This is a genomic window from Natrinema ejinorense (assembly GCF_002494345.1).
Lineage (GTDB): Archaea > Halobacteriota > Halobacteria > Halobacteriales > Natrialbaceae > Natrinema > Natrinema longum.
The window spans coordinates 916,223-938,532 of record NZ_NXNI01000001.1; the positions used below are offsets into that span (position 1 = coordinate 916,223).

20 protein-coding genes are annotated in these 22,310 nt (G+C 66.2%); 7 read left to right on the plus strand and 13 right to left on the minus strand.

Annotated elements, in window-relative coordinates; translation table 11 throughout:
• The first annotated feature begins 122 nt into the window (after positions 1-122).
• Together CP557_RS04645 and CP557_RS04650 are read left to right on the plus strand one after the other, a co-directional pair.
• Positions 123-1,292 (plus strand): thiolase C-terminal domain-containing protein, encoded by a 1,170-nt coding sequence (locus CP557_RS04645; protein ID WP_097378831.1) that lies wholly within the window; start codon positions 123-125, stop codon positions 1,290-1,292.
• On the plus strand, positions 1,289-1,684 hold the full coding sequence (locus tag CP557_RS04650; RefSeq protein WP_097378832.1) for a Zn-ribbon domain-containing OB-fold protein: 396 nt from the start codon (positions 1,289-1,291) through the stop codon (positions 1,682-1,684). Before CP557_RS04645 ends, CP557_RS04650 begins: the two co-directional genes overlap by 4 nt.
• A gap of 127 nt (positions 1,685-1,811) precedes the next feature.
• On the opposite strand, the gene CP557_RS04655 is transcribed toward CP557_RS04650, so the two are convergent.
• The gene (locus CP557_RS04655; RefSeq protein ID WP_097378833.1) at positions 1,812-2,756 is read right to left on the minus strand and encodes an alpha/beta fold hydrolase; all 945 of its coding nucleotides are present in this window, start codon (positions 2,754-2,756) and stop codon (positions 1,812-1,814) included.
• A 311-nt stretch (positions 2,757-3,067) separates the two neighbouring features.
• Here CP557_RS04655 and CP557_RS04665 point away from each other — a divergent pair, with 311 nt between their 5' ends.
• Positions 3,068-3,457 (plus strand): DUF7541 family protein, encoded by a 390-nt coding sequence (locus CP557_RS04665; protein ID WP_097378835.1) that lies wholly within the window; start codon positions 3,068-3,070, stop codon positions 3,455-3,457.
• A 96-nt stretch (positions 3,458-3,553) separates the two neighbouring features.
• Complete coding sequence (locus CP557_RS04670) at positions 3,554-3,793, plus strand: DUF6684 family protein (RefSeq protein WP_097378836.1); 240 nt, start codon at positions 3,554-3,556, stop codon at positions 3,791-3,793.
• Positions 3,794-3,910: 117 nt separating this feature from the next.
• On the opposite strand, the gene CP557_RS22425 is transcribed toward CP557_RS04670, so the two are convergent.
• From CP557_RS22425 to CP557_RS04690, 5 genes are all read right to left on the minus strand, one after another.
• Positions 3,911-4,066, minus strand: coding sequence for a hypothetical protein (locus tag CP557_RS22425; RefSeq protein ID WP_169924304.1), 156 nt, complete (start codon positions 4,064-4,066; stop codon positions 3,911-3,913).
• 62 nt (positions 4,067-4,128) lie between these two features.
• The gene (locus CP557_RS04675) at positions 4,129-5,829 is read right to left on the minus strand and encodes an acyl-CoA mutase large subunit family protein (RefSeq protein WP_097378837.1); all 1,701 of its coding nucleotides are present in this window, start codon (positions 5,827-5,829) and stop codon (positions 4,129-4,131) included.
• 232 nt (positions 5,830-6,061) lie between these two features.
• Positions 6,062-7,147: a glutamate--cysteine ligase gene (locus tag CP557_RS04680; RefSeq protein WP_097378838.1), complete on the minus strand. Its 1,086-nt coding sequence runs from the start codon at positions 7,145-7,147 to the stop codon at positions 6,062-6,064.
• Between the two features lie 87 nt (positions 7,148-7,234).
• Positions 7,235-8,827: a fatty acid--CoA ligase gene (locus tag CP557_RS04685; RefSeq protein ID WP_097378839.1), complete on the minus strand. Its 1,593-nt coding sequence runs from the start codon at positions 8,825-8,827 to the stop codon at positions 7,235-7,237.
• Between the two features lie 134 nt (positions 8,828-8,961).
• Entirely contained in the window at positions 8,962-9,555 is a 594-nt protein-coding gene (locus CP557_RS04690; protein WP_097378840.1) for an HdeD family acid-resistance protein, read from the minus strand.
• A gap of 546 nt (positions 9,556-10,101) precedes the next feature.
• Between CP557_RS04690 and CP557_RS04695 the strand changes: the two genes are divergently transcribed.
• Complete coding sequence (locus tag CP557_RS04695) at positions 10,102-10,686, plus strand: DUF7282 domain-containing protein (protein WP_097378841.1); 585 nt, start codon at positions 10,102-10,104, stop codon at positions 10,684-10,686.
• Positions 10,687-10,703: 17 nt separating this feature from the next.
• On the opposite strand, the gene CP557_RS04700 is transcribed toward CP557_RS04695, so the two are convergent.
• From CP557_RS04700 to CP557_RS04710, 3 genes are all read right to left on the minus strand, one after another.
• Positions 10,704-11,978 carry an MFS transporter gene (locus tag CP557_RS04700; protein WP_097378842.1) on the minus strand — a complete coding sequence of 425 codons (1,275 nt, stop codon included), beginning with the start codon at positions 11,976-11,978 and terminating at the stop codon, positions 10,704-10,706.
• A gap of 273 nt (positions 11,979-12,251) precedes the next feature.
• Complete coding sequence (locus CP557_RS04705) at positions 12,252-12,887, minus strand: fibrillarin-like rRNA/tRNA 2'-O-methyltransferase (RefSeq protein WP_097378843.1); 636 nt, start codon at positions 12,885-12,887, stop codon at positions 12,252-12,254.
• On the minus strand, positions 12,880-13,770 hold the full coding sequence (locus CP557_RS04710) for an NOP5/NOP56 family protein (RefSeq protein ID WP_097381532.1): 891 nt from the start codon (positions 13,768-13,770) through the stop codon (positions 12,880-12,882). Before CP557_RS04710 ends, CP557_RS04705 begins: the two co-directional genes overlap by 8 nt.
• 298 nt (positions 13,771-14,068) lie before the next feature.
• Between CP557_RS04710 and CP557_RS04715 the strand changes: the two genes are divergently transcribed.
• Positions 14,069-16,270 (plus strand): CDC48 family AAA ATPase, encoded by a 2,202-nt coding sequence (locus CP557_RS04715; RefSeq protein WP_097378844.1) that lies wholly within the window; start codon positions 14,069-14,071, stop codon positions 16,268-16,270.
• 290 nt (positions 16,271-16,560) lie between these two features.
• Here CP557_RS04715 and CP557_RS04720 read toward each other — a convergent pair whose 3' ends face one another.
• Both CP557_RS04720 and CP557_RS04725 read right to left on the minus strand, forming a co-directional pair.
• Entirely contained in the window at positions 16,561-17,688 is a 1,128-nt protein-coding gene (locus CP557_RS04720) for a DUF63 family protein (protein WP_097378845.1), read from the minus strand.
• Between the two features lie 84 nt (positions 17,689-17,772).
• Positions 17,773-18,576: an inositol monophosphatase family protein gene (locus CP557_RS04725; RefSeq protein WP_097378846.1), complete on the minus strand. Its 804-nt coding sequence runs from the start codon at positions 18,574-18,576 to the stop codon at positions 17,773-17,775.
• A 396-nt stretch (positions 18,577-18,972) separates the two neighbouring features.
• Between CP557_RS04725 and CP557_RS04730 the strand changes: the two genes are divergently transcribed.
• Positions 18,973-19,260, plus strand: a complete 288-nt coding sequence (locus tag CP557_RS04730) for a hypothetical protein (protein WP_342746481.1) — start codon at positions 18,973-18,975, stop codon at positions 19,258-19,260.
• A 207-nt stretch (positions 19,261-19,467) separates the two neighbouring features.
• On the opposite strand, the gene CP557_RS04735 is transcribed toward CP557_RS04730, so the two are convergent.
• Both CP557_RS04735 and CP557_RS04740 read right to left on the minus strand, forming a co-directional pair.
• Positions 19,468-20,757 carry an outer membrane protein assembly factor BamB family protein gene (locus CP557_RS04735; protein ID WP_097378847.1) on the minus strand — a complete coding sequence of 430 codons (1,290 nt, stop codon included), beginning with the start codon at positions 20,755-20,757 and terminating at the stop codon, positions 19,468-19,470.
• A complete protein-coding gene (locus tag CP557_RS04740) occupies positions 20,750-21,922 on the minus strand; it encodes an outer membrane protein assembly factor BamB family protein (protein WP_245852906.1) in 1,173 nt (390 codons plus the stop codon). The genes CP557_RS04735 and CP557_RS04740 overlap by 8 nt, the downstream gene beginning before the upstream one ends.
• Between the last annotated feature and the right edge of the window lie 388 nt (positions 21,923-22,310).

Sequence of the window (22,310 nt, forward strand, 5' to 3'; positions counted from 1 at the left end):
CGTGCGTCAGCAGGTGTAACTGCGCCGGTGGACGGGGGGTTGCTGTCGGCAGCGACGAGTCAGCTGTGATGCCGGTTCTCAACCGCGGAGTATTAACGGATCCGTCCACTACTGGCGTGTATATGAGTAACGTACGTGTTGCAGGCACAGGGCTAACGTCGTTCGGGAACAGCCCCGAACGGACGAGCCGAGATCTCTTTGCCGAAGCGAGCATCACCGCTTTCGAGGACAGCGAGGTTCCCCGCGAGGACGTCGAAGCGGTCCTCTACGGTAACTTCATGGGCGAACTTTCCGAACATCAGGGCCACCAGGGCCCCCTGATGGCCGAAGCGGCCGGCGTCCAGGCCCCGGCGACCCGCTACGAGTCCGCGTGTGCCTCGAGCGGGACTGCGGTCCGCGAGGCGGTCACACGGATCCGGAACGGCGAAAACGACGTCTTGCTCGTCGGCGGCGCGGAACGAATGACGAACCTCGGTACCGCGGGTGCGACCGAAGCGCTCGCGATCGCCGCGGACGACCTCTGGGAGGTGCGGGCCGGCGTGACATTCCCCGGCGCGTACGCGCTGATGGCCCGAGCGTACTTCGAGGAGTTCGGCGGCGAGCGCGAGGATCTGGCGCACATCGCCGTCAAAAACCACGAAAACGCACTGAGCAACGACAAAGCCCAGTACCAGAAGGCGATCGACGTCTCGGACGTCCTCGAGGCACCGCCGGTCTCGGAACCGCTCGGGCTCTACGACGCCTGTCCGATTTCCGACGGCGCGTCCGCGCTCGTGTTGACGAGCGAGTCCTACGCCGACGACCACGACCTCGAGGCGCCGGTCGCGATCACCGGCACCGGACAGGGCGGCGACCGGATGGCGCTCCACGACCGCGAACACCTCGCCCGCTCGCCTGCCGCACGCGAGGCCGGCGAGGAGGCCTACGCCGACGCGGGCGTCGACGCCGGCGACGTCGACCTCGCGGAGGTCCACGACTGCTTTACCATCGCCGAAGTGCTCGCACTCGAGGCACTGGATCTGGAACCGATCGGCGAGGGGATCTCGGCGGCCCGCGACGGGCGGACGACCGCCGACGGCGAGACGCCGATCAACCTCTCGGGCGGGTTGAAGGCCAAAGGCCATCCGGTCGGCGCGACCGGTGCGTCCCAGATCGCCGAAGTGACCGATCTACTGGCGGGTGAGCATCCCAACAGCGAGTACATCGACGGTGCGACCACCGGCGTCGCCCACAACGCGGGTGGGACGGTCGCGAGCGCAACCGTTCACGTCCTGGAGGTGAGCGACCGATGACCGACGGCGAATCCGACGTCGCCGATGCCGGCTTCGACGAGTGGCTCGCAGCCGCCGCGGATGGAGACGCCTCCTACCTCGAGTGTGCCAACGGCCACGGCTCCCTCCCACCGCGACGCGTCTGTCCCGACTGTGGCTCGACCGACCTCGCGGAGGCCGACCTCCCCGACACCGGCGACGTGCAGACGTTTACCGTGACGCACGTCCCGACGCCGGCCTTCGCGGAAGACGCCCCGTATGCGACGGCCGTCGTCGACTTCGGCCCCGTTTCCCTGACTGGACAGCTCGTCGGGATCGATCTCGAGGACGTCGAGACCGGATTGACCGTCGAACTCGAGATCACCGTTTCGGAGACGACGGGCGAGCGCGTGCTCGCACTTCGCCCGGTCTAGGGTCGGGGGAGCGCTGTTTTCCCCGCGGGACTGACTCTGCTGCCCCGCTCGTCGTCGCGACTGGGAGGGAAGTCGGAATCGCTGCCGAAACTCGAGTCCGGGTAGAGAAACGACGGCCGAGACGTGACTATTCGTGCGTGTCGAAATCGGCTCGTGGCAGTTCCGCACTCAGGTACTCGACGAACTTGTCGGGGTGTTCGGCGTGGGGCAACTGCGTCGCGTAGTCGATGACGACCAGGTCGAGGTCCGCCGCCTCGGCGAGGTCGCGACCGTCCCGGAGCGGGACGAGCGCGGCGTCCCGGCCCCAGACTAACGTCGTCGGCGTCTCGAGGGCGGCCAGTTCCGTCCCGAGGTCGAACGTCGGGTCGAGGGTGCCCGCGGCGAAGGAGGCGGGAGCGTAGCGTGCGCCGGGCTGGTGGGCGCTGTTCCAGGCGTATTGGACTTCGTCCGCGTCGACCCGATCGGAGTCGTAGTAGCCGTCCCGGTCGTAGAAGTACCGGATCGACGGCTTGCTCGCGAGCAGGTTGTACAGCGTCGTGCCGACGATCGGCGCCCGCAGGAGGGTCCGGAGCCACGGTCGTTCGGCGGCCGTCTCGCCGGTCGGACAGATCAGGACGAGCCGTTCGAACTCGGTCTCGTCGGCGGCCTCGACGACGAACGTGCCGGACAACGACGAGGCGATCACGATCGGTTCGTCGGTGATCTCCGCCGCGAAATCGCGAACGAACTCGCCATAGAGGTCGGCGGAGTAGACCAGCGGCGGTCGCTCGGATCGAGCGAATCCGGGGAGGTCGACGGCGTAGACGTGGTAGTCCGCTGCCAGTTGTTCGACGATCGGCGCGAACTCGTGGCTGCTCGCACCCGCGTAGATCCCGTGGACCAGAAGCATGTCCGGATCGTTCGGGTCGCCAGCGACGGTATACGTCGTTTCGATCCCGCGCCAGCGATACGTCCGTTCGATACCGGGCAGCGGGTTCTCGAGGTCGCTCGCACGGCGTTTCAGGAGGTAGTTACCGACGACAGCGCCACCGACTGCGCCGAGAGCGCCACCGAGGACGGATCGTGCTTTCATACGGGGGCCGTAAGCGGTCAACGGCCTTAGATCTCTGGTTTGGGTTCGATACGAGCGTGAGGGGCGGCCGTCAGCCCGACTGCATGGTCCCACTGCCGGTGGCGGGTCGACTGCTCGAGCGACCGACTCGAGCGACCGGGAGTCAGCCGAAGTCCGCGGACGCCGAGCAGTCCGTTCGATCGGCGGGGCCAGTCCTCTCCCACGCGTCGTCCGTCGAGACGAGCCTGGCCGGGGACGGGTGTCGGTTCGATACTGGAGTGGCAGGCTTGGGACGGCACTAAATACTACTGACTGGATGTGGAACGCCGAGTATGACCGATCACTCGAGGCGTGGGGAGACTGAACCGGCCGATCCCGCGAGGCCGTGGCCCGTTCTCGTGGCCGTCGGGCTCGCCGGTTCGGAGGTCGGCATCGTCGTCGGCCTCGTCCCCGTCGCCGTCGGGGGTCTCGTCGTGTTCGCGGCGAGCGTCGCCGGCATCCTGGCGGACGCCGACTACGTCGACCGGCCCCTGGTGCTCGCTGCCGAATTCGGTGCCGTGTTCGTCGTCGTCGGGGCGATACTGGTCGCTCACGGGAGCGGAACGCTCTCGATCCGCCCCCTCGAGTCGCTCTCGGGACTGGCGAGTCGCGGGGGTGCACTCGTTCTCGCCGGCCTCGTGACAATCGCCGGGGCCGGGATCGTCGGCACCCAACGGAAATAGCATGCTCGATGTCACCATCGCTGACACGGAACCCGAACGAACGGACCGCTACCGGATGCAACCCCGCACGGGGGCTCCGAGAGAGGGACTCTCCCGATGAGTAGACGCGCGTTCGACGCGGAAATCGCGCTGGATCTGGCGGTCAACGTGCTCCCGTTCGCGATCATCGCGTTCTTCGTCGTGGTCTTTGCGGTCTTCAACCCGTGGGGGTTCGATCCGCTCCAGTCGACGATCCAGTTCGCCATTCTGGTGGCGACGATGGGCACGCTCGCGGTCGTAACGTTGCTCGCGGCTCGAGTGATCGAAACCGACGAGCGGACGCGAAACGGGACCTGAGTCGGCCGGTGCCCGCCTCGAACGAGAGCCGACGTCATCGGGGCTGCTGGATGTCAGCGACGGTGCAACCGCGACCTGTCTCGTGGTTGCACCGGTACATCGGGACAGTAGACCGTCTCAGTTGAGGACGAGGACGAACCCGGTCACCGCCATCAGGATCGCGATCGCGACCAGCAAGAGCCCGAACAGTTCCTTCTCGCTCATACTGCCTCCGTCGTCGTCACGATGGAAAAACCTCCGTCCCGGCTGCGTGGTGAGTCCCGCGACGAGCACGGACGAACCGCCACGACACCGTCGGGACGCGGTGCCGGGGCGGCGACGCCGTGACTGGCGGCTCAGGCGAGCCCGAGGCTCTCGCTGTACGCGCCGTACCGCTCCTCGAAGACGCTCATGATCTCGCCCATCGTCGCGTAGGCTTTCACCGCATCGACGAGGGACGGGATCGTGTTCTCGCCGCGTTCGCTGGCCTCGCGGACGGCGTCGAGCGCTTCCGCGACCGCCGCGTCGTCCCGTTCGGCTTTCACGTTCGCGAGCCGGCCGAGCTGGCGTTCGGCCGTGGTCTCGTCGATCTTGAGGGTGTCGGGGCTGGTGTCTTCCTCGAGGGTGTATTTGTTGACGCCGACGACGACCTCCTCGCCGCGCTCGACGCGCTCCTGGTACTCGTAGGAGGCGTCCTGGATCTCCCGGTGGAAATAGCCGTCACCGATCCCGTTGAGGATGCCGTCGCGAACCGAGCCGTCGCCCATCTCCCGGATCTCCTCGATGTAGCGCATCGTTCGCTCCTCGATCTCGTTCGTGAGCGTCTCGACGGCGAAGGAGCCGCCCATGGGGTCGACGATGTCGGCCGCGCCGGACTCCTCGGCGATGATCTGCTGGGTCCGCAACGCGACCCGAACCGCCTTCTCGCTGGGCAGCGCCAGCGCCTCGTCGAAGCTGTTCGTGTGGAGCGACTGGGTGCCCCCGAGGACGCCGGCCAGCGCCTGGATCGTCACCCGGGCGACGTTGTTCAGCGGTTGCTGCGCCGTCAGCGACTGCCCCGCCGTCTGCGTGTGGAACTTGAGCCGTTTCGACTCGTCGGCCTCGGCGTCGTACCAGTCGTCCATCACCCGGGCGTAGATCCGCCGTGCCGCCCGGAACTTCGCGATCTCTTCGAAGAAGGAGTTGTGGCAGTTGAAGAAAAAGGAGAGCCGGGGCGCGAACTCGTCGACGTCCAGCCCCCGGTCCACCGCGTCCTCGACGTAGCCGAAGCCGTCCGCGAGGGTGAAGGCGAGTTCCTGAACCGCCGTCGAGCCCGCCTCGCGGATGTGGTAGCCCGACACCGAGATCGGGTGGAATTTCGGGGTTTCCGCCGTGCTGAACTCGAGGACGTCCGTCACGAGGTCGAGCGACGGCTCCGGCGGGATCACCCACTCCTTCTGGGCGATGAACTCCTTGAACATGTCGTTCTGAAGGGTTCCCCGGAGTTGCTCGCGCGAAACGCCCCGCTGGTCGGCCAGCGCCACGTACATCGCGTAGATCACCGGCGCGGAGGGGTTGATCGTAAACGACGTCGAGATCTCCGCGAGGTCGATCCCGTCGAAGAGGATCTCCATGTCCCGGAGCGTGTCCACCGCGACGCCTTCCTTCCCGATCTCGCCCTCGCTCATCGGATCGTCCGAGTCGAGTCCCATCAACGAGGGCATGTCGAAGGCCACCGAGAGCCCGGTCTGGCCCTCGTCGATCAGGTAGTGAAAGCGCTCGTTGGTTTCCTCTGCGGTGCCGAAGCCGGCGAACTGGCGCATCGTCCACGTCCGACCGCGGTACATCGTCGGATACGGACCGCGGGTGTACGGTTCCTCACCGGGAAAGCCGAGGTCCTCGAGGTAGTCGAGATCGCCGACGTCGTCGGGGGTGTAGAGCCGGTCGACCTCGTGGTTCGAAACGGTCGCGAACCGATCCTGGCGCTCGCCGCGACGCTCGAGGGTCGGCTCGAGCGTCTCCGCGTCCCACTGCTGCCCTGCGTCGCGGATCTCCTCGAGATCCTCGTCGTCGTACATGGTCGTAATATTTGCCGACAGCGCAATGAAGGTTCGGGGACTGGTCACGTCGAGAAACCACGCCGACGGATCAAACGGTCCGTTGTGGTCCCGGCCCTCCGGACGCGGTCGTCGACGCTGCCCGACCGCCGTCGCTTCGGCGGAGACACGAAACGGGATTCTACCGACTGGGATGCGACAAAAAAGCAGACGAGTTCGAGGACCCCGTCCACGACTTCAGTCGTGGGAACCGTCAGCTCTCGTCCTGCAAGAACAGCGACTCACACAGCGCGTCGGGCCCCTCGTCCTCGAGCAGCCTGCGCTGTCGGTCCGCGCCGCTTTCGCGCTCGTAGACGCGTTTGATCCCGTCGATTCCGAGCCGCTCGCACTCGCGGTCGACGAGTTCGCCCAGTCCGACGGTCCCCTCGAGTTCGCGGTCGATGAAGGAGGCATCCTGGCCGTAGCGGATGGCCCGCCACTTGTTCTCGTCGAGCAGTTCCCGTCGATGGCGGTGGCCGCTCGTACCGTCCTCGTAGGCCTCGGCCAGGGCCTCGACGAGTGCATGCGCGTACTCGACGAACGCGAGGACGATTTCGGGATCGGCCTGCCCGTCGGGGGTACGGAGCTCGACGGTCCCGTGAGCCGTGTGTGGACGGACGTCGTACCAGAGTTCGCCCCGGTCGTTGATCGAGTCGGTCTCGAGCATCCGGCGTTCGAACCGGTCGAACGCCTCGAAGTCCTCGAAGTAGGTGGGCATACCGGTGTTGGGCAGCGCCTCGAAGATCTTCGCGCGAGCGGACTGGAGTCCGGTGTCGAACCCGTTCCAGTACGGCGAGTTCGCCGACAGCGCGAGCATGATCGGGACGTACCAGCGCAGTTCGTTGGCGATCCAGACCGCCTTGTCGGCGTCGTCGACGCCGACGTGGACGTGGACCCCTGCGGTCGTGTTCCGGTGTTGTGGATACTGGATCCGATCGAGCTGTGATCGGTAGCGCGGTTTCTCCGCGTGCTCGAGTTCCCGCCACTTCGCGAGCGGGTGGAGGCCGGCGGCTGCGATACGATAGCCGTGGGCCTGGGCGTGCTCGATCAGCGCCTCACGAATCGCGAGCAGCGACTCGCGGGCGTCGCCGGGCTCCTCGATCAGCGGCGTCTGGGTTTCGATGACGAACTTGAACAGCTCGTGATCCAGCCGCCCCTCGAGGATTTCGGGCGGCTCGTGTTCGTAGACGAGTTCGTCGGTCCCGCTGGTGGGGCGGCCGTCCTCGTCGACGACGAAACACTCCTCTTCGATCCCCAACGTACCCATGCGCGTAAACGATTCTCGGGACCCGCGTTCCATCGTGCCCAGCTTTCGTCGCCGATAGTAAATACGGTTTGGAGTCGGAGCGTTCGGCCGGAACCGACCCGACGGCCGCCGATCCGCCGATCAGGACGCGACGGACTCCACCTCGGGCTCGAGCCCCGCTTCGTCCTCTCGGAGCTTGAACTTCTGGATCTTGCCGCTGGGGTTCTTCGGAAGCTCGTCGACGAAGTAGTACCGCCGCGGGCGCTTGAAGTCGGCGAGGTGCTCGCTCGCGAGGAGGAACGAATCGAGGTCGGCCGCGTCGACGCCGTCGGCGACGACGTAAGCGGTGACGAGTTCGCCCCACTCGTCGTCGGGCTCGCCGACGACGGCCGCCTCGTCGACGGCGTCGTGGGCGAACAGCACGTCCTCGACCTCGGCGGGATAGATGTTCTCGCCGCCGGAGACGATCATGTCGTCTTTGCGGTCGACGACGGTGAGGTAGCCGTCCTCGTCGCGGTAGCCCAGGTCGCCGGTGTAGTACCACGTCGTGCCGTCGGCCTCCCGAAGCGACCGCTCGGTCGCCTCGGGCCGGTTCCAGTACTCCCGCATCGTACACGGACTGGCGATCAGGATCTCGCCGATCTCACCCCGCTCGACCTCCCGATCCGGCTCCGCGTCGGGTTCGACGATTCGCAGTTTGTGATTGAGCGCGGGCAACCCGGCCGTCCCCTGTTTCGAAAGCTGATCTTCCGGGGGCTGGAAGACGCCGGCGGGACCGATCTCGGTCATCCCGTAGGCCTGCAAGTAGTCCTCGCAGAGCTGTTCCATGCAGTTCTCGAGGACCTGTTCGGGCATCGGGGCCGCGCCGTATAGCCCCAGCCGGAGCGAGGAAGTGTCGACATCCATCTCGGCCGCGGTCATCGAGAGCGCGTTCCACGCGGTCGGGGCCGCGAAGACGAGCGTGACGCCGTGCTCCTCGATCGCTTGGAGAACCGCCTGCGGGTCGAACTCGTGGTGAATGATGTTGGTCGCGCCGCGGTGGACTCGCGGGAAGAGGTTACAGTGGAGCTCCGCGCAGTGATACAACGGCATCATCGACAGCCCGACGTCGTCGCGGGTGATCCGCCCCTCCGCGATACACAGGAGGTTGTGCTCGACCATGTCCCGGTGCTCGTGGACGACCCCCTTGGGACGGCCCGTCGTCCCGGACGTGTAGATGAAGGCGTAGACGTCGTCTTCCGCGACGCGGACATCGGGTCGGGCGGTGGACCCCGATTCGAGCAGGTCGTAGAACCCGCTCGCGTATGCGGGTATGCCCTCGCGGTCGTCGTCGATGAAGACGTACTCGTCGACGGTCTCGAGGCTCGGCCGAGCGCCCTCGACCGCCTCGCGTGTAGCGGACTCGAAGAGTACCATCTCGGCCTCCGCATCGGTGACGATGTACTCGATCTCGCCCGCCGGCAGCCGGAAGTTCAACGGGGTGAAGACGGCCCCGATTTTGGCGCACGCGTAGACGGTGAGCGCCATCTCCGACCCGTTGTACAGCACCGTCGCGACCCTGTCGCCCTTCTCGATCCCCGCCTCGAGCAAGGCGTTCGCCAGCCGATCGACCCGCTCGTCGAACTCGGCGTAGGTCCAGCGCTGGTCCTTCCGCGGATAGACGATCGCGTCCCGGTCGGGGTGACGGTCGACCGTCCCCTCGAGGGTGCCCCCTATTGTGGGATGTTCTGACATACCACGACACGCTACCACGAAATACCTTATATTCTTTATTGAACAGGGCCTCGCTCGAGGGTCGCCGTCAGGCGACGACAGCGGGTCGGAACGGGACCGTCGGTACGGCTCGGATGTGCAATAAAAAGAGTGGATCAGGCACCACGGGGTTCGGTCGTGGCTGGCGATACGTCCCCGCTGGTTCGACGAGTACTGTTGGCGACGGCGATCATCGAACCGCCCGTCGTGAGCAGGCTTACTCCGACGATGAACCCGACGAACCACGCCGCGCTGACCGGGAACCCGGCCCAGAGGAAGGCAGCGAGCACGAGCGAGAGGACGCCGCTGGCCGCAATCCAGCTTCGACCCGACTGCGATCCCATCCGCACGCTCGATACCAGTTCCGCGATTCCATCGAGGACCAGGTATGCGATGGCCCCGAGCGTCAGGCTCAGCAGACCGACGACCGGATTGGTCAGGAGGACGATAGCAGCGACGACCGAGACGATCGCAAGCGTCCCCTGCCAGAACGAATCCCGCCAGCCCCGTGCGGAGCGGACGTGACCGGCGTGGACGACGCCGCCGAATAGCAGTAACCCACCGAGGATGTACGTCAGCGCGATTCCGGTCGCAAACGGCACGAGGATCGCGAGTAGCCCGATTACCGCGATGATACCTCCCGCGAACGCGAGCGGCCGCCATGCCGTCTGTGGCGTGTACTGTTCCGCATCCATTGTAGCTGTAGTCATGGTTTCACCAGTATATCTGACGACCTGTGAGTATTTATATATAATATACGATCCGACATTATGTCGGGAAAACCGTCCAGTCGGAACCGGAGCGCGTTCGAGACCCGCTCGCACGGCTCGTCGGTGTCGAATCCGGAGGCGGAGTTGCGAGCTATCGGATCCCAATTCCGTGTCGGGAACCGATAGGAACGAGTTGGAGTGGACGCGTCGGTCCGCGTCGACCGTTGATGATCTCGAGGCATCCTGACGACACTCCGGATCGACTATCGCTGGACCGATCGGCGGTCAGCCGAGCGTGACCGGAAGCACACTCGGCAGTTCACTACCCCGTTCGAGTTCCCCGAACGCTACCGTGTGTTCGGTGTGTCTGTGACGAACGCGTCTCGACAGAAACTGATATTACGAACGTGACTACGGGACTAACGATCGGAACAACTCGATTACTGCGCTCGCCCCTTCTCCCGAATGTGGACGTTTCCACGCCTGGAACGCTCTAACGAAGGGTCCGATTTTTGCCGACCGACGGCGGTACCAACGACGGTTACGATGCCACGTCCAAGACCTATCGGCGTCGCAGTCGTCGTGACGCTCGTCCTCCTCTCGGGGGCGAGCATCGCGTTCGCCGCAACCGATGCCGGAGTCGCGACCCAGGAGAACCGGACCGAGAACGAAACGGCCACGGTGACATTCGAGAACCAGACGTCGAACGGGACCGCAGTCGTGGTCAACGACACGTCGCTGCCCGAGGGTGGCTTCGCCGTCATCCACGCGGCTGCGCCCGCCGACGGGGACAATGCGACCGAGGACGAGGTCGTGACGAACGTGTCCGAAGAGTACGATCCCGGAGAGGTGTTGGGTAACTCCACCTTCCTGGAACCCGGCGACCACGAGAACGTGACCGTCGAACTCAACGAGTCCCTCGAGGAGAGTCAGGTGTTGATCGCGATGGCCCACCAGGACACGAACGACAATCAGACGTACGAGTTCCCGGAGGCCGACGACCCCTACGTCACCGACGGCGAGCCGGTGATCGACGACGCACTGATCACGCTGGAGGAGACGGCGGACGGGACGAACGAGACGGCCGATACCGAGATGACGAACCGCGAAGGGGACGAGTCGACGGCATAGCACTCCCTCCTTTGTACTCAGTCCTCGGCGCTGTTTTGGGGGCTCTCCACTCGCGGCGGGACCGCCGAGCCGGTCAAGAGCCGGACCGAGATGCCGGCACCGAGTAGCGCGATCGCCGAGAGCACCACGAAGAACACGCTCATCGTGGCCTGATCCAGTAGAACGCCGCCCAGAGAGATGCTCACCGCACCCAGCCCGAACATTCCCAGATAGGTGTAGCCGTACGAGAGCCCGCGAGCGTCAGCGGGCGTGTAGACGGCGACGGCCTCCTGATAGAACGGCTCGATCGCGAACAGCGAAAAGCCGATGCACCCACAGTATAGGGCGATCACACCGAGCCCCATCGTGGACACCGGAACGAACGCGACCGCCAGGAGCGCGAGGCCGAGGAAGACGACGACCAGTCCGCGAGCGACGGGCACCCGACTGGTCAGCTTACCAGCGGTGTACTGCCCCGCCATCCCGACGACGAGCAATCCGACGTAGAAGTAGTCGCCCAGGGAGAACTCCTCGAGTCCGCCCGGTGGTTCGATGCCGTCCATCGCCGGAAGCCCGCCGAGGAGTTCCGGCAGGTAGGTGAGGACCCCTCGGTAGTAGAGCCCGACGACGGTAACGATCGCGAACACGAGGAGGAACGACCCCGCAAACAACGTCCGCGAGTTCGCGACGAACGACGAGCCGGAGCCCGATTCCGTTGCGTCGTCCCGCGATATCGTTCCTTCCTCGAGTGCGGCAGTCGGGTCGAACCGGGCCGTGAATCCGTAGCCGGTCGCGAGAACGCCGGGAACGGCGAGCGCGATGGCGACGAGTCGCCACTCGAAGACGAGCAGTAACGTCGCGGTGGCGAACGGACCCAGCGCGATACCGAGGTTGCCGGCGATACCGTGCCAGGCGAAGACCGTGCCGCGGTCTTCGACCCCCGTGCTGATGAGAGCGAGCCCGGCGGGATGATAGATGCTCGCGATCACGCCCCAACACAACAGCCCCGCAGCGAGGGCGTAGATCGAGGTCGCGAACGCGAGCGTGACGAACGAGAGACTCATGCCGGCGAGACAGATCAGGACGAGTCGCTTCGGGCCGTACCGGTCGGCGAGTAGTCCGGCTGGTAACGCGCCGAGCCCGAAGGGGGCGTAGCCGAGTGCGACGATGCTACCGAGGAGAGCGACGTTCACCTCGAACGCGTCGAGCCAGACGACGAGAAAGATCGGGATCGCCAACTCGAACCAGTGAACGATCGCGTGTGAAAGCATCGTAAACGCCGCGATGGCCCTGTCGTTATCGGTGAGCGTCATTTCCCTCCCATCCGTCGATACTGGCCGGTTTGCGCCGGGCTACTTAGGGACTTGGAAACTGCTGCGTGCCAGCCGAGACCGCCGTCATCGAGCGGCCTGGCCGATCCGGAGGCGACGGGGTATCGCCGCCGAACCGATGGAAGCTCGAGCCGTGGACGCGGGGTCGGTCGTACCGCCGGTAACTGGTACGGTCGGTCCACCAGTCAGTCGGCAGCGAACGGACTTGCAGCGACTCGCCGTTCGCCGGCGAACAGCGGAGACCGATCCGATCGGTTATCGTGGCCGCGCGACGACCCCGAGGTGATCCGCGTGATATTCCTCGAGCGTCCGGGTCTCCAGAATCTCGTAGCCCTCCGACAGCGCCGCCTGAACGTCCTCGAACACGGCACTCGGCGCTCGCGTCACGTCCTCACTTCGAGCCTTCACGGCCAACAACAGCCGCCCGTCGTCGGCCAGGAACTGCCGGTTCTCGAGTGCCACCCGCGCCTGCCCTCGCGTCGCCACGTCCTGCACGAGCACGTCCACGTCCGACTCGACGACGTGGGCGTAGGTCGCGGGCTTCCGGGCGTCCTTCAGGAGCGGAAACAGCCGCTCGCGCGAGTCCGCGGCCTCGAGCAGGTCCCGGACCGGCCGCGGGGCGAACTCCACCGCGTAGGTCGGCCCGGCGAAATCCGCGACGTGGCTCACGGTCGTCCCGCTCGCCGCACCCAGATAGAGCACCGTTTCGCCCCCCGAGAGGGCGGTGTCCATCCCCAGCTCGAGCATGGCACCCAGCTTCGACCGGTGGGGGTTCCACGCGCGCCACTCGCCGTCGGTCGGCTCGCCGTAGACCGGCTCCCCTCGCGTCGCGAGCCGCTCGGTCCCGTCGAATTCGCGGCGCTGGACTCCCTCGGGAAGCGCCTCACTCATCGTCCGCACCTCCGTCGCTGCCGGCGTCCTCGTCGGTCGTTCTGGCCTGAATCGTCTCGATTCGTTCGGCGAGTTCGGCCTCGAGTTCGGGCTTCAACTCGCCCGAGTAGTGATCGACGCGGGCCGCGATCGAAAGTTTCCCGGCGACCGCACGCGCCGCCGAGCCCCGATTCTCGGGGTGGGTCCCCCGCACCGCGTCGTGCGTGTAGATGATCCCGTGCTTGGGCGACGGCGCGTGCCCCCGCAGGTGCGCGAACAGCGCGTCCTCCGCGCCGAACACCTGCACCGTCCCGCTGGGCTTCTTCGCGAGCGCCTCGAGTCCCCCGGCGAGGGAGATCAGCCGCGCCGCCAGCACCGGATCCGCCAGCGCCGAGAGGTTCGGCGCGACGGCCGGCGTCTGGCGCTCGACGAACGCCCGGAGCTCGTCGGCCTCGTCCGCGAGGCCGGCCACCCGTTCGGCAAGCGAGCGGATCGCGGGCTCCTCGAGTCCGTCCTCGCTCTCGCCGCGAGCCAGCTTGCGCGCGTACTCGACGCCGGTCCCGGCGTCGGGATCGACGGTACCGGCCCACTCCGCCAGCCGTTCCGCGAGTTCGTTCGCCGTCCGACTGCAGTCGTCCATCGCCCTGATCGCGTGAACCAACTGCTGATCGTCGGCCCGCTCGCGCTCGCGGACCTCCGCTCGAGTCGCTGCCATCGTCGCCTCGTGCAGCCGGTCGTAGTACTCCTCCCTCGAGTCGGCGTAGCCGGACTCGACGGCGACGGCGGGCCACTCCCGCGGCGCTTCGGCTTCGCCCTCGGTGATCGCGTCGCCGGCGGCCTCGAGATCCCCCGGATGCAGATCCGAAAACCAGCCCGCGGTCGCGGTATCGGTCTCGTCGGTCATTACGGCAGGGTAGACCCCGCGGTTGTAAAGGCGTTCCCGAAACGACGAGCGGGCGTTTCCGCGGGTCGATCGGTGCCGTCTCATTCTGGCCGAGAACGCCTCGGCGAGTGATCGACCGCTCGACGCGGTCGCGTTCCCGTTCGCATTCGGGAATTGTTCGCGAACGTAACTGTGTGGACAACACCTATTTCAGTCCTGGCCGGGTATATGTACCAAGTCCAGCGCTGTACTTCTCTCGATAGTCCGAGACGTCAGCAGTTCCCGTACGGGGATAGCTTGGGCACCGAAACAGAATCTTATGAAACTACTTGTCAAACCGCTCGACCGACAGAGTGCAGGGAAGGGTATTGCAGCGATCGATCGCCAGGCGATGGAGGAACTCGGCGTGTCCAGCGGCGACTTCGTCACCATCCAGGGCGATGCGGGGACCGCAGTCGCCCGCGTCCGACCGGGCCGACCCGGCGAACAACAGCGCGGTGTCGTCGGCGTCGACAGCCAGACGCGGAAAACCACCGGCTCGAGAATCGACCAGTTCGTACGGGTCGAGCAGGCCGACGTCGCACCGGCGGACGAACTGTCCGTCGCACTCCCCGGCGGGCTGCAGATCCGCGGCGATCTCGCCTCGTATCTTCGCGAGAAGCTCGCCAACCGCGCGGTACAGGCCGGGCAGACCGTCCCGCTAGCGCTCGGATTCGGCTCCATGATGGGCCGATCCAGTCGCCGGATCCCGATCCGAATCGTCGACACCGACCCGGACGGGACCGTCGTCGTCACGCAGTCGACGGACATCACCGTGGCCGACCAGTCCGTCGAGGACGTCGACGTCGAACGCGGTGCCGAACCGGCTGACAGTCCCGAGCCGCCGGGAGTCGCCTACGAGGACGTCGGCGGACTCGACGACGAACTCGACCAGGTTCGGGAGATGATCGAGCTGCCGATGACCCACCCCGAGCTGTTCCAGGCGCTCGGCATCGAGCCGCCCCAGGGCGTCTTGCTCCACGGCCCGCCGGGGACCGGCAAGACCCTGATCGCGAAAGCAGTCGCCAACGAGATCGACGCGGACTTCTCGACGATTTCCGGACCGGAGATCATGTCGAAGTACCACGGCGAGAGCGAGGAGCGCCTGCGCGAGGTCTTCGAGGAGGCCGGCGAGAACGAGCCGGCGATCATCTTCATCGACGAGATCGACTCCATCGCCCCGAAGCGAGACGACACGCAAGGCGACGTCGAGCGCCGCGTCGTCGCACAGCTGCTCTCCCTGATGGACGGCCTCGAGGACCGCGGTCAGGTGACCGTCATCGGGACGACGAACCGGGTCGACTCGATCGACAACGCGCTCCGCCGCGGCGGTCGCTTCGACCGCGAGATCGAGATCGGCGCGCCGGACACGCAGGGTCGGACAGAGATCCTCCAGATCCACACCCGCGAGATGCCGATCGCCGAGTCGGTCGATCTCGAGCAGTACGCCGAGAACACGCACGGCTTCGTCGGCGCGGACCTCGAGAGCCTCGTCCGCGAAGCGGCAATGAACGCGCTCCGACGCGTTCGGCCGGATCTCGACCTCGACGGCGACGAGATCGACGCCGAGACGCTCGAAACGCTCGAGGTAACCGAGCAAGACATGCGAACGGCGCTCCGTGAGATCTCGCCCAGCGCGCTCCGAGAGGTCTTCATCGAGACGCCCGACGTCACCTGGGACGACGTCGGCGGGCTCGCGGAGACCAAAGCTCGACTGCAGGAGGCCATCCAGTGGCCGATGGAGTACCCTGACGCCTACAAACAGGTCGACCTCCAGTCGCCGAAGGGCATCATGCTCCACGGGCCGCCGGGCACCGGGAAGACGCTGCTCGCGAAGGCCGTCGCGAACGAAGCCAATTCGAACTTCATCTCGATCAAAGGCCCCGAGCTGTTCGACAAGTACGTCGGCGAGTCCGAGAAGGGCGTCCGAGAGATCTTCGAGAAGGCCCGGTCGAACGCACCGACCGTGATCTTCTTCGACGAGATCGACTCCATCGCGACGAAGCGCGGGAGCGGCGGCAGCGATTCGAACGTCGGCGAACGCGTCGTCTCGCAGCTGCTGACCGAACTCGACGGGCTCGAGGAACTCGAGGACGTGATCGTGATCGCGGCCACGAACCGACCCGACCTCATCGACGACGCCCTGACGCGTGCGGGTCGGATCGAGCGCAAGATCGAGGTCGGCGAGCCGGACGAGGAGACCAGACTCGAGATCCTGAAGATCCACACCCGGAACCGGCCGCTGGCCGACGACGTCGACATCGAACACCTCGCAGCCGAGACGGACGGCTTCGTGGGTGCCGATCTGGCGTCGCTGTGCCGGGAGGCGGCGACGACGGCCGTTCGCGAGCACGTCCAGTCCCAGTCCGAGGAGACGCCGACGGCCGTCGAGGACATCGTCCTCACCCAGGTGCACTTCGATGCGGCACTCGAGGTGCTCCGCGGGGAAGACGACGACCGCGCGGAGACTGACGAGCTGTAACGGTCGGCTGTCGTTGAGAGACCTCCGACGTTGCCCTCTTTCCAAACGCGTCTTTCTTCCCGACGCTCGTGAGCCTCGAAACGACCGACCCCGGCGCAGCCAGCGCTTGAGACGGTCGTCGAGCAGTGTCGCTGTGTTCCGGGACGACCCAACAGACGGATGCAGGGTCCGCCGGAGTCGATAGCGGTCGGTTCGTCCATCGGCAGAATGGGCGGTTCGGAACGGAACGAACCGATCGAAACCGGCGTGTGACGACACACTCGAGCCGTCGGAAAACCGAATCGAGCCGATCAGACGCCGAACGTTGCGCGCAGCATGTCTCGAGTCCCGGGACCGAGCCCGACGGCGACGACGGTGATCATGAGCATGATCGCGTAGCGCGGGCTATCCTCGAAGACCGTCTCGTCGAAGATCCAGATGACGAAGACCGCGGCGGCGATTTTCACCAGCAGGAACGGCCAGGCCGAGCCGGTGACGGCGACGACGTCGGCGGGAAGCACGTTGGCCGTCGTGTTGGCGATCGCCCGGTTGATCGGGTGTTTCGGAACGAGGTTCGCGGACAGTCCAAGCGACGTCGCCCAGTCGAGGCCGACGACGTTCGCGACGCCGTCGACCGCGTGGGCCCAGATGACGACGATGCCCATCGACTCGGTACCGCGGTTCAGTTCGGGAGCGAAGCGCTCGAGTGCGACCCACGTGATCGCCGTCGTCAGCGTCGCCCCGACGAGGATCACGAGCGGGATGAGCGGATGGAACTCCGAGTACGGCTCCGTCGCCGCGGTGGCGGCCAGATACGCGATCGTGATCGTCACCGCGAGCGTCCCGATGCCGGCCAGCGGGTACTCGTAGCCCGAGACGTAGTCGTTGCGATCGAGCCAGACCGAGAAGACGACCGCAAAGAGGGCGATGAAGAAGACGGTAAAGTAGATCAGCGGGCTGATGATGAATCCCGACCACGGGAGCGGGATCGACATCTCGCCGGTCGCCGCGAACGCCGTCGCGTTGACGTCTTCGACGACTCGCAGGGCACCGCCGAAGAGCATGAACGGGAACAGGGCGAAAAAGCCCGCGCGGTAGCGTTCGATCTCGAGGCGACGGATGAGGAAGATGATTCCGATCAGTAACAGGACCAGAGTCGGAATGTACCCCGAGTAGGAGACGAACGTGTAGCCGGGTTCGGCGGTCGGGCCAGCGTTGGGGCCCGCCTCGCTGCAGGCGATCTCCTGGCCGTTGGCCCAAGCGACGCAGTTCCAGCTGTGGGCGTCGGCGACGACTGGTCCCCAGAAGTACTGCCAGATGAACTCGACGTACACCCGCTGGGGAAACAGGACGGCACCAAGGGCCACGATGGCCGCGAGACTCGCGACGGTCAGGGCCCAGACCCGCTCGGGTCCGACCCGATCGATGAAATCGTCCATACCCGAATCCGGTATTGGGGGCCGCTTACCGTTTCCGGTTTCAGCACACGAGAGTGTCCGATACCGCGACGCGAGACGACCGGATCAGGCCTCGATCGCGCGGGCGGCCGCGAGCACCTCGTCGTGAACCGCGCCGTTCGAGGCCACTAGCCCGGCGCTGTCGTGTCGCCAGCGGTCGCCCTCGAGATCGGTCACGACGCCGCCGGCCTCCCGGACCAGCTGGACGCCGGCGACGGTATCCCACGGGTTCGCCCGCAGGTTGGTCAGCGTCCCCTCGAGTGCGCCCGAGGCGACCATCGCGAGCTCGAGTTGGGCACAGCCATAGCGGCGCATGTCGCCGAACTGCTCGACGACCGCGCGGGTTGCCGCGGCGTACTGGTCGCGCTGGTCGAAGTCCCACCAGAACGTCGGACAGACGGTCGCTCCCTCGGGGTCGGTACAGTCGCTGACCGAGAGCGGGTCGTCGTTGCGATACGCGCCGTCCGGGCCGACGCGGTAGGCATCCGAGAGCGCGGGGCAGTCCATCGCCGCACCGACGGGCTCGCCGTCGACGACGGCCGCGACCGCGGTGCCGAACGCACGGGAGCCGTTGACGTAGTTGTTCGTCCCGTCGATGGGGTCGACGATCCACGCCGGTCCCGTCTCCGGGACCTGCTTCAGCGCGTCCTCCTCTTCGCCCACGATCGGATCGTCCGGGAACGCGTCGCGGATGGTCTCGATGACCGTCTCCTGTGCGTCGCGATCGACCTGCGTGACGACATCCGTCTTGTTCGCTTTTCGTTCGACCGCGAGTTCGGTTCGAAAGGAGTCTGCCGCGACGGCAGCGCCGTCGCTGGCCGCACGAACCGCGACGGCCGCGCGGCTGGAATCCGGTTCGGCTTCGCTCATTGCCCTCTCTCGGTGCGCCGGGGTCAAAAGTGGTCGTCCTCTCCGTTCGCGAGTCGCTCCCTGTCCTCGAGTGGGATCAATCGCTGGTCCGGTTCGGGAGCCACGGCGCGCCGGCGTCTCGAGGGGTGGTCGACCCACCTCATTACGGACAATTAGCAGTAGATATAAGTTACAACACGTCAAACCGAAAACCGGAAGCCGGTCTCCAGCGACAAGGGGGCTGTATCGAAATGCCCCGGGTGGTAGGAGCACCCGAGACGTGGCTTCCAAACCCGCTGAGGGATTCGGTTGCCATGATTACGTTGATTCTACCGGGATATAAACGTCCCGCACGACAGCAGAATCGCCCGACGCGACTAGTGTCGACGCCGCTCTCGATCGAGAGGTACGATCGCGATGTGTAGCGAGGAGACGCGAAACGACGACGGCCGAGTGGACGACTCGGCGCTGCTCTCGTGTCCCAGCTGTGGCCAGCCGATTACCGGGCTGACCTCGACCGGGCCTCACACCGGCGTCGTCAGGCCGTGTGGCTGTTCGGTCGCCCCTGGGCTGCTCCACCGCGAGCGCGACAGCGGCATCCACCGCGAGCGCGACAGCAGCATCCACCGCGAGCGCGACAGCAGCATCCACCGCGAGCGCGACAGCAGCGTCCATCGCGAGCACGACGACGGGACCGACGAGTAACGCGGGGCTCGGCGCTCGAGCCCCGCCGGGTAGCCGACCGGTCGGCGGTGCGCGTCGAACGGACGACACACCACCCTGCCGTCGACACCACCACTCGATTGACACCACTCCGTCGACACGATCGGCGGCCGGTCGGCTCGGAATCGGGCCTCGAGACAGTTAGCACCCTCTTATCGAGGTGGCGAATCCGTTGAAATCACTCGCAGGTCAGCTCGTCGGAAGCCGCGCCACGCCACCGCGGTCGCGGTAAGACACGTACAGCGCGCCAGCAGCCGTCGTCACACCGATTCGGGAGGACTCCACATCGTACCGCCACCGGCGTTTCCCGGTCGCAGGGTCGTAGGCGGCAAGCTCGTTGTCGCTGGCCGCAAAGAGGATCTCACCGGCACGGCCGAGTGCCTCGACTCTCCCGCCGATCGCGATGTCAGTTGTCGTCTGCCACCGCCGGGTCCCATCGAGGGCGAAGGCATCCAGCCGGATTAGAATCCCACCGTCGGGATCGTCGACCGAACTCGCAACGAACACACCGTGTGAGGTCGCCGTCACCGCCTCGAGTTCGTACCCGACGGCCTGACGCCACCGGATGGGTCCCCCATCGCGATCGATGGCAACCAACTCGTCCGAGCGGTCATCACGACGGACACACACGTAGACGTGATCACCGAGCCAGACCGCCGGACCGAAGTGGCGAGTCACGTCGCCGTCTACCACGGTCCGCCACAGGACGTGCCCGTCGCGGGCCCGGCGCATCCGCACGGTAGAATTGTGGACCGTCACGATCCGGTCGCCGGCAGCCACGACGTAGGGGGAGCCGGTACGCGGTGGCGACTTCCACAGCACTTCGCCGGTCGCCGGAGCGAGCGTAACCAACTTCGTGTCGTCATTCGAGTTCGTGACGGGGAAGAGACAGGCCGAATCACTGAGTGTGGGGAGCGGATACGCTCGGCCGGATCGCTGGAAACGACGTGTGCCGTCGTTCGCATCGTAGCCGGTGACTACATCGCCGAACGGATCGGTGCCGACCAGCAGCGAGCCGCGTCGACCGAGCCACCCGCTCCGGGCTTGTCCCTCCACGTGCCACAGTCGCTCCCCCGACAGCCCGACCGTGTAGAGGTCACCGTCGGTGCTGTAGACGTGGACCGGGCCGCCCGATGACGGGACAGCCGGTTGCGCCTCGATGGGACCACCGGTTTCGACGGAGAGGATCCGTTCCCCGTCGGCCGTGAACCCGTGAAGGCGTTTGTCCTGTCCACCGACGACGACGTGTTCGTCGGTCGCGGACGGTGGGCCTGCCGCCGTTGCGGTCGAGAAGTCACGCTCCCAGAGGGGTTGGACGCCAGGCAGCACCGACGACAGGCTGCACCCTGCCAGCGCGAGCGTGCCCACCGACGCGAGCGAGGCGAGCGCCTGGCGGCGCGACCAGTTCCGGCCGTCCCGTCGCTCGGCCGCGTGCCGCGACGGACCGTGCTTGTCGGCAGCGGTGTCGGCGTCACGCATCGGTGATCGCCTCCGGAGCGACCCGTGTCAGATCGTCCGTGTGTCCCAGATAGACCGTCTCACCGGCCGCCTGTGCCCACTCGATGCTGCCGCTATCGAACGACTTATCATCGAATCTGATTTCGCGGATACGTGTACCGTCCTGCTCGTGGACATAGAGGACAGTTGGGCTGAACGGGATGGTGCCGCTCGAGCCACGGATGTCGTGTGTCCCACCGACCAGCGTCACCAAGCGGTCGCCGACCTGCATCGGCCCATGGGTCACGGCATTTCCGAGGTCGTCGCGCCACAACTGCTGGCTCGAGGCCGGGTCGAACGCTCGAAGAGTGTAGTCCGCGCCGCCGACGTACACCCGATCGTCGGCCACCAACGGCCGCGCGAACACGGTGTTGGCCAACGAGCCTCGCCAGGCGACTGCGCCGGTCGCGGTCTCCAGCGCCAGCAGTTCCTCGGTGGCGGCACCGAGGTATGCGGTCCCGTCAGTAGCCCCAACGGCCGACAGCGGAGCGCCAAGGTCCCGCGTCCAGCCGACTTCGCCAGTCCGGTCGAGGAACAGCACGCGACCGTCGATCAGAGGCGCAACTACACCACCGGACGTCGCGCCAGGCGCGCCTGACAGCGATGCGGACAGAGAATGGGTAAACAGCGTCTCACCGTCCGCCCGAGCGACACCGACCAGTCGGTCGGGCACGTCATCTTCGGTGCCTGAGATCGGGACCACGATGCGATCACCGAGCGGGATAGGGGCGAACTCGACGACCTCGGGGTCGGCCGCGTCGATCGGTGCGAGTCGACGCTGCCAGACGGACTCACCCGTGGCTGCGTCGATGGAAACCATCGTCTCGGCCTTCGAGATCGCGTAGGCTCGGCCATCACCGACGCCCAGCGGCGACTTCTCACCCTTCGCGACCGTCACGGTCCAGGTCGTCTCACCGCTCTGGGCGTCCAGACCGGCGACGATCGGTCGATCGCGGAATGGGCTGTGCGAGCCAGCCAAGAGCTGCCCGGCTGCGGTCATGGCGACGGACGACGGATCACGGAACCCCGTCTGCCACGACCGTTGGATGGGGAACGATTCCCCATCGAGGAGACCAGCGCAACCTGCGACGCCGCCGACGAAACCGGTGACTGTGCCGAGGGCCGCACGGCGTGTCATGGAGGACATTTGTTCACCGTTGTGAGGTCGGTAATATCAGTCTTGGTATCTGGGCGACAAATAGCGCAGGTCGGCGGCATAACAGTACTCTCTATCTGCCCGGTTTCGCCGTCGTAGGCATCCCAGCAGGTGGTACGAGGAGCGTCCGTCCGTCCGGAATGAGCGGTCAGGAATCGACCGTTCGATAGCGTCGTGCCACTGTGGCTGCAATCTCCGCTGCCCATCGTCGCGGTTTTCCGAATGCCGCCGCACTGATTGCAAGGAGACGCGAAACAACGCGTTCGTGAGGCGTCGGTGACGCCGTCAGCGACAGTACGGTTCGCTCAGGAGGAGAGGTAATCTCGGCGTTCGATAGGTGACTGGTTGGCATCGAATCAGTCGCCTGATTCGTGGCAAA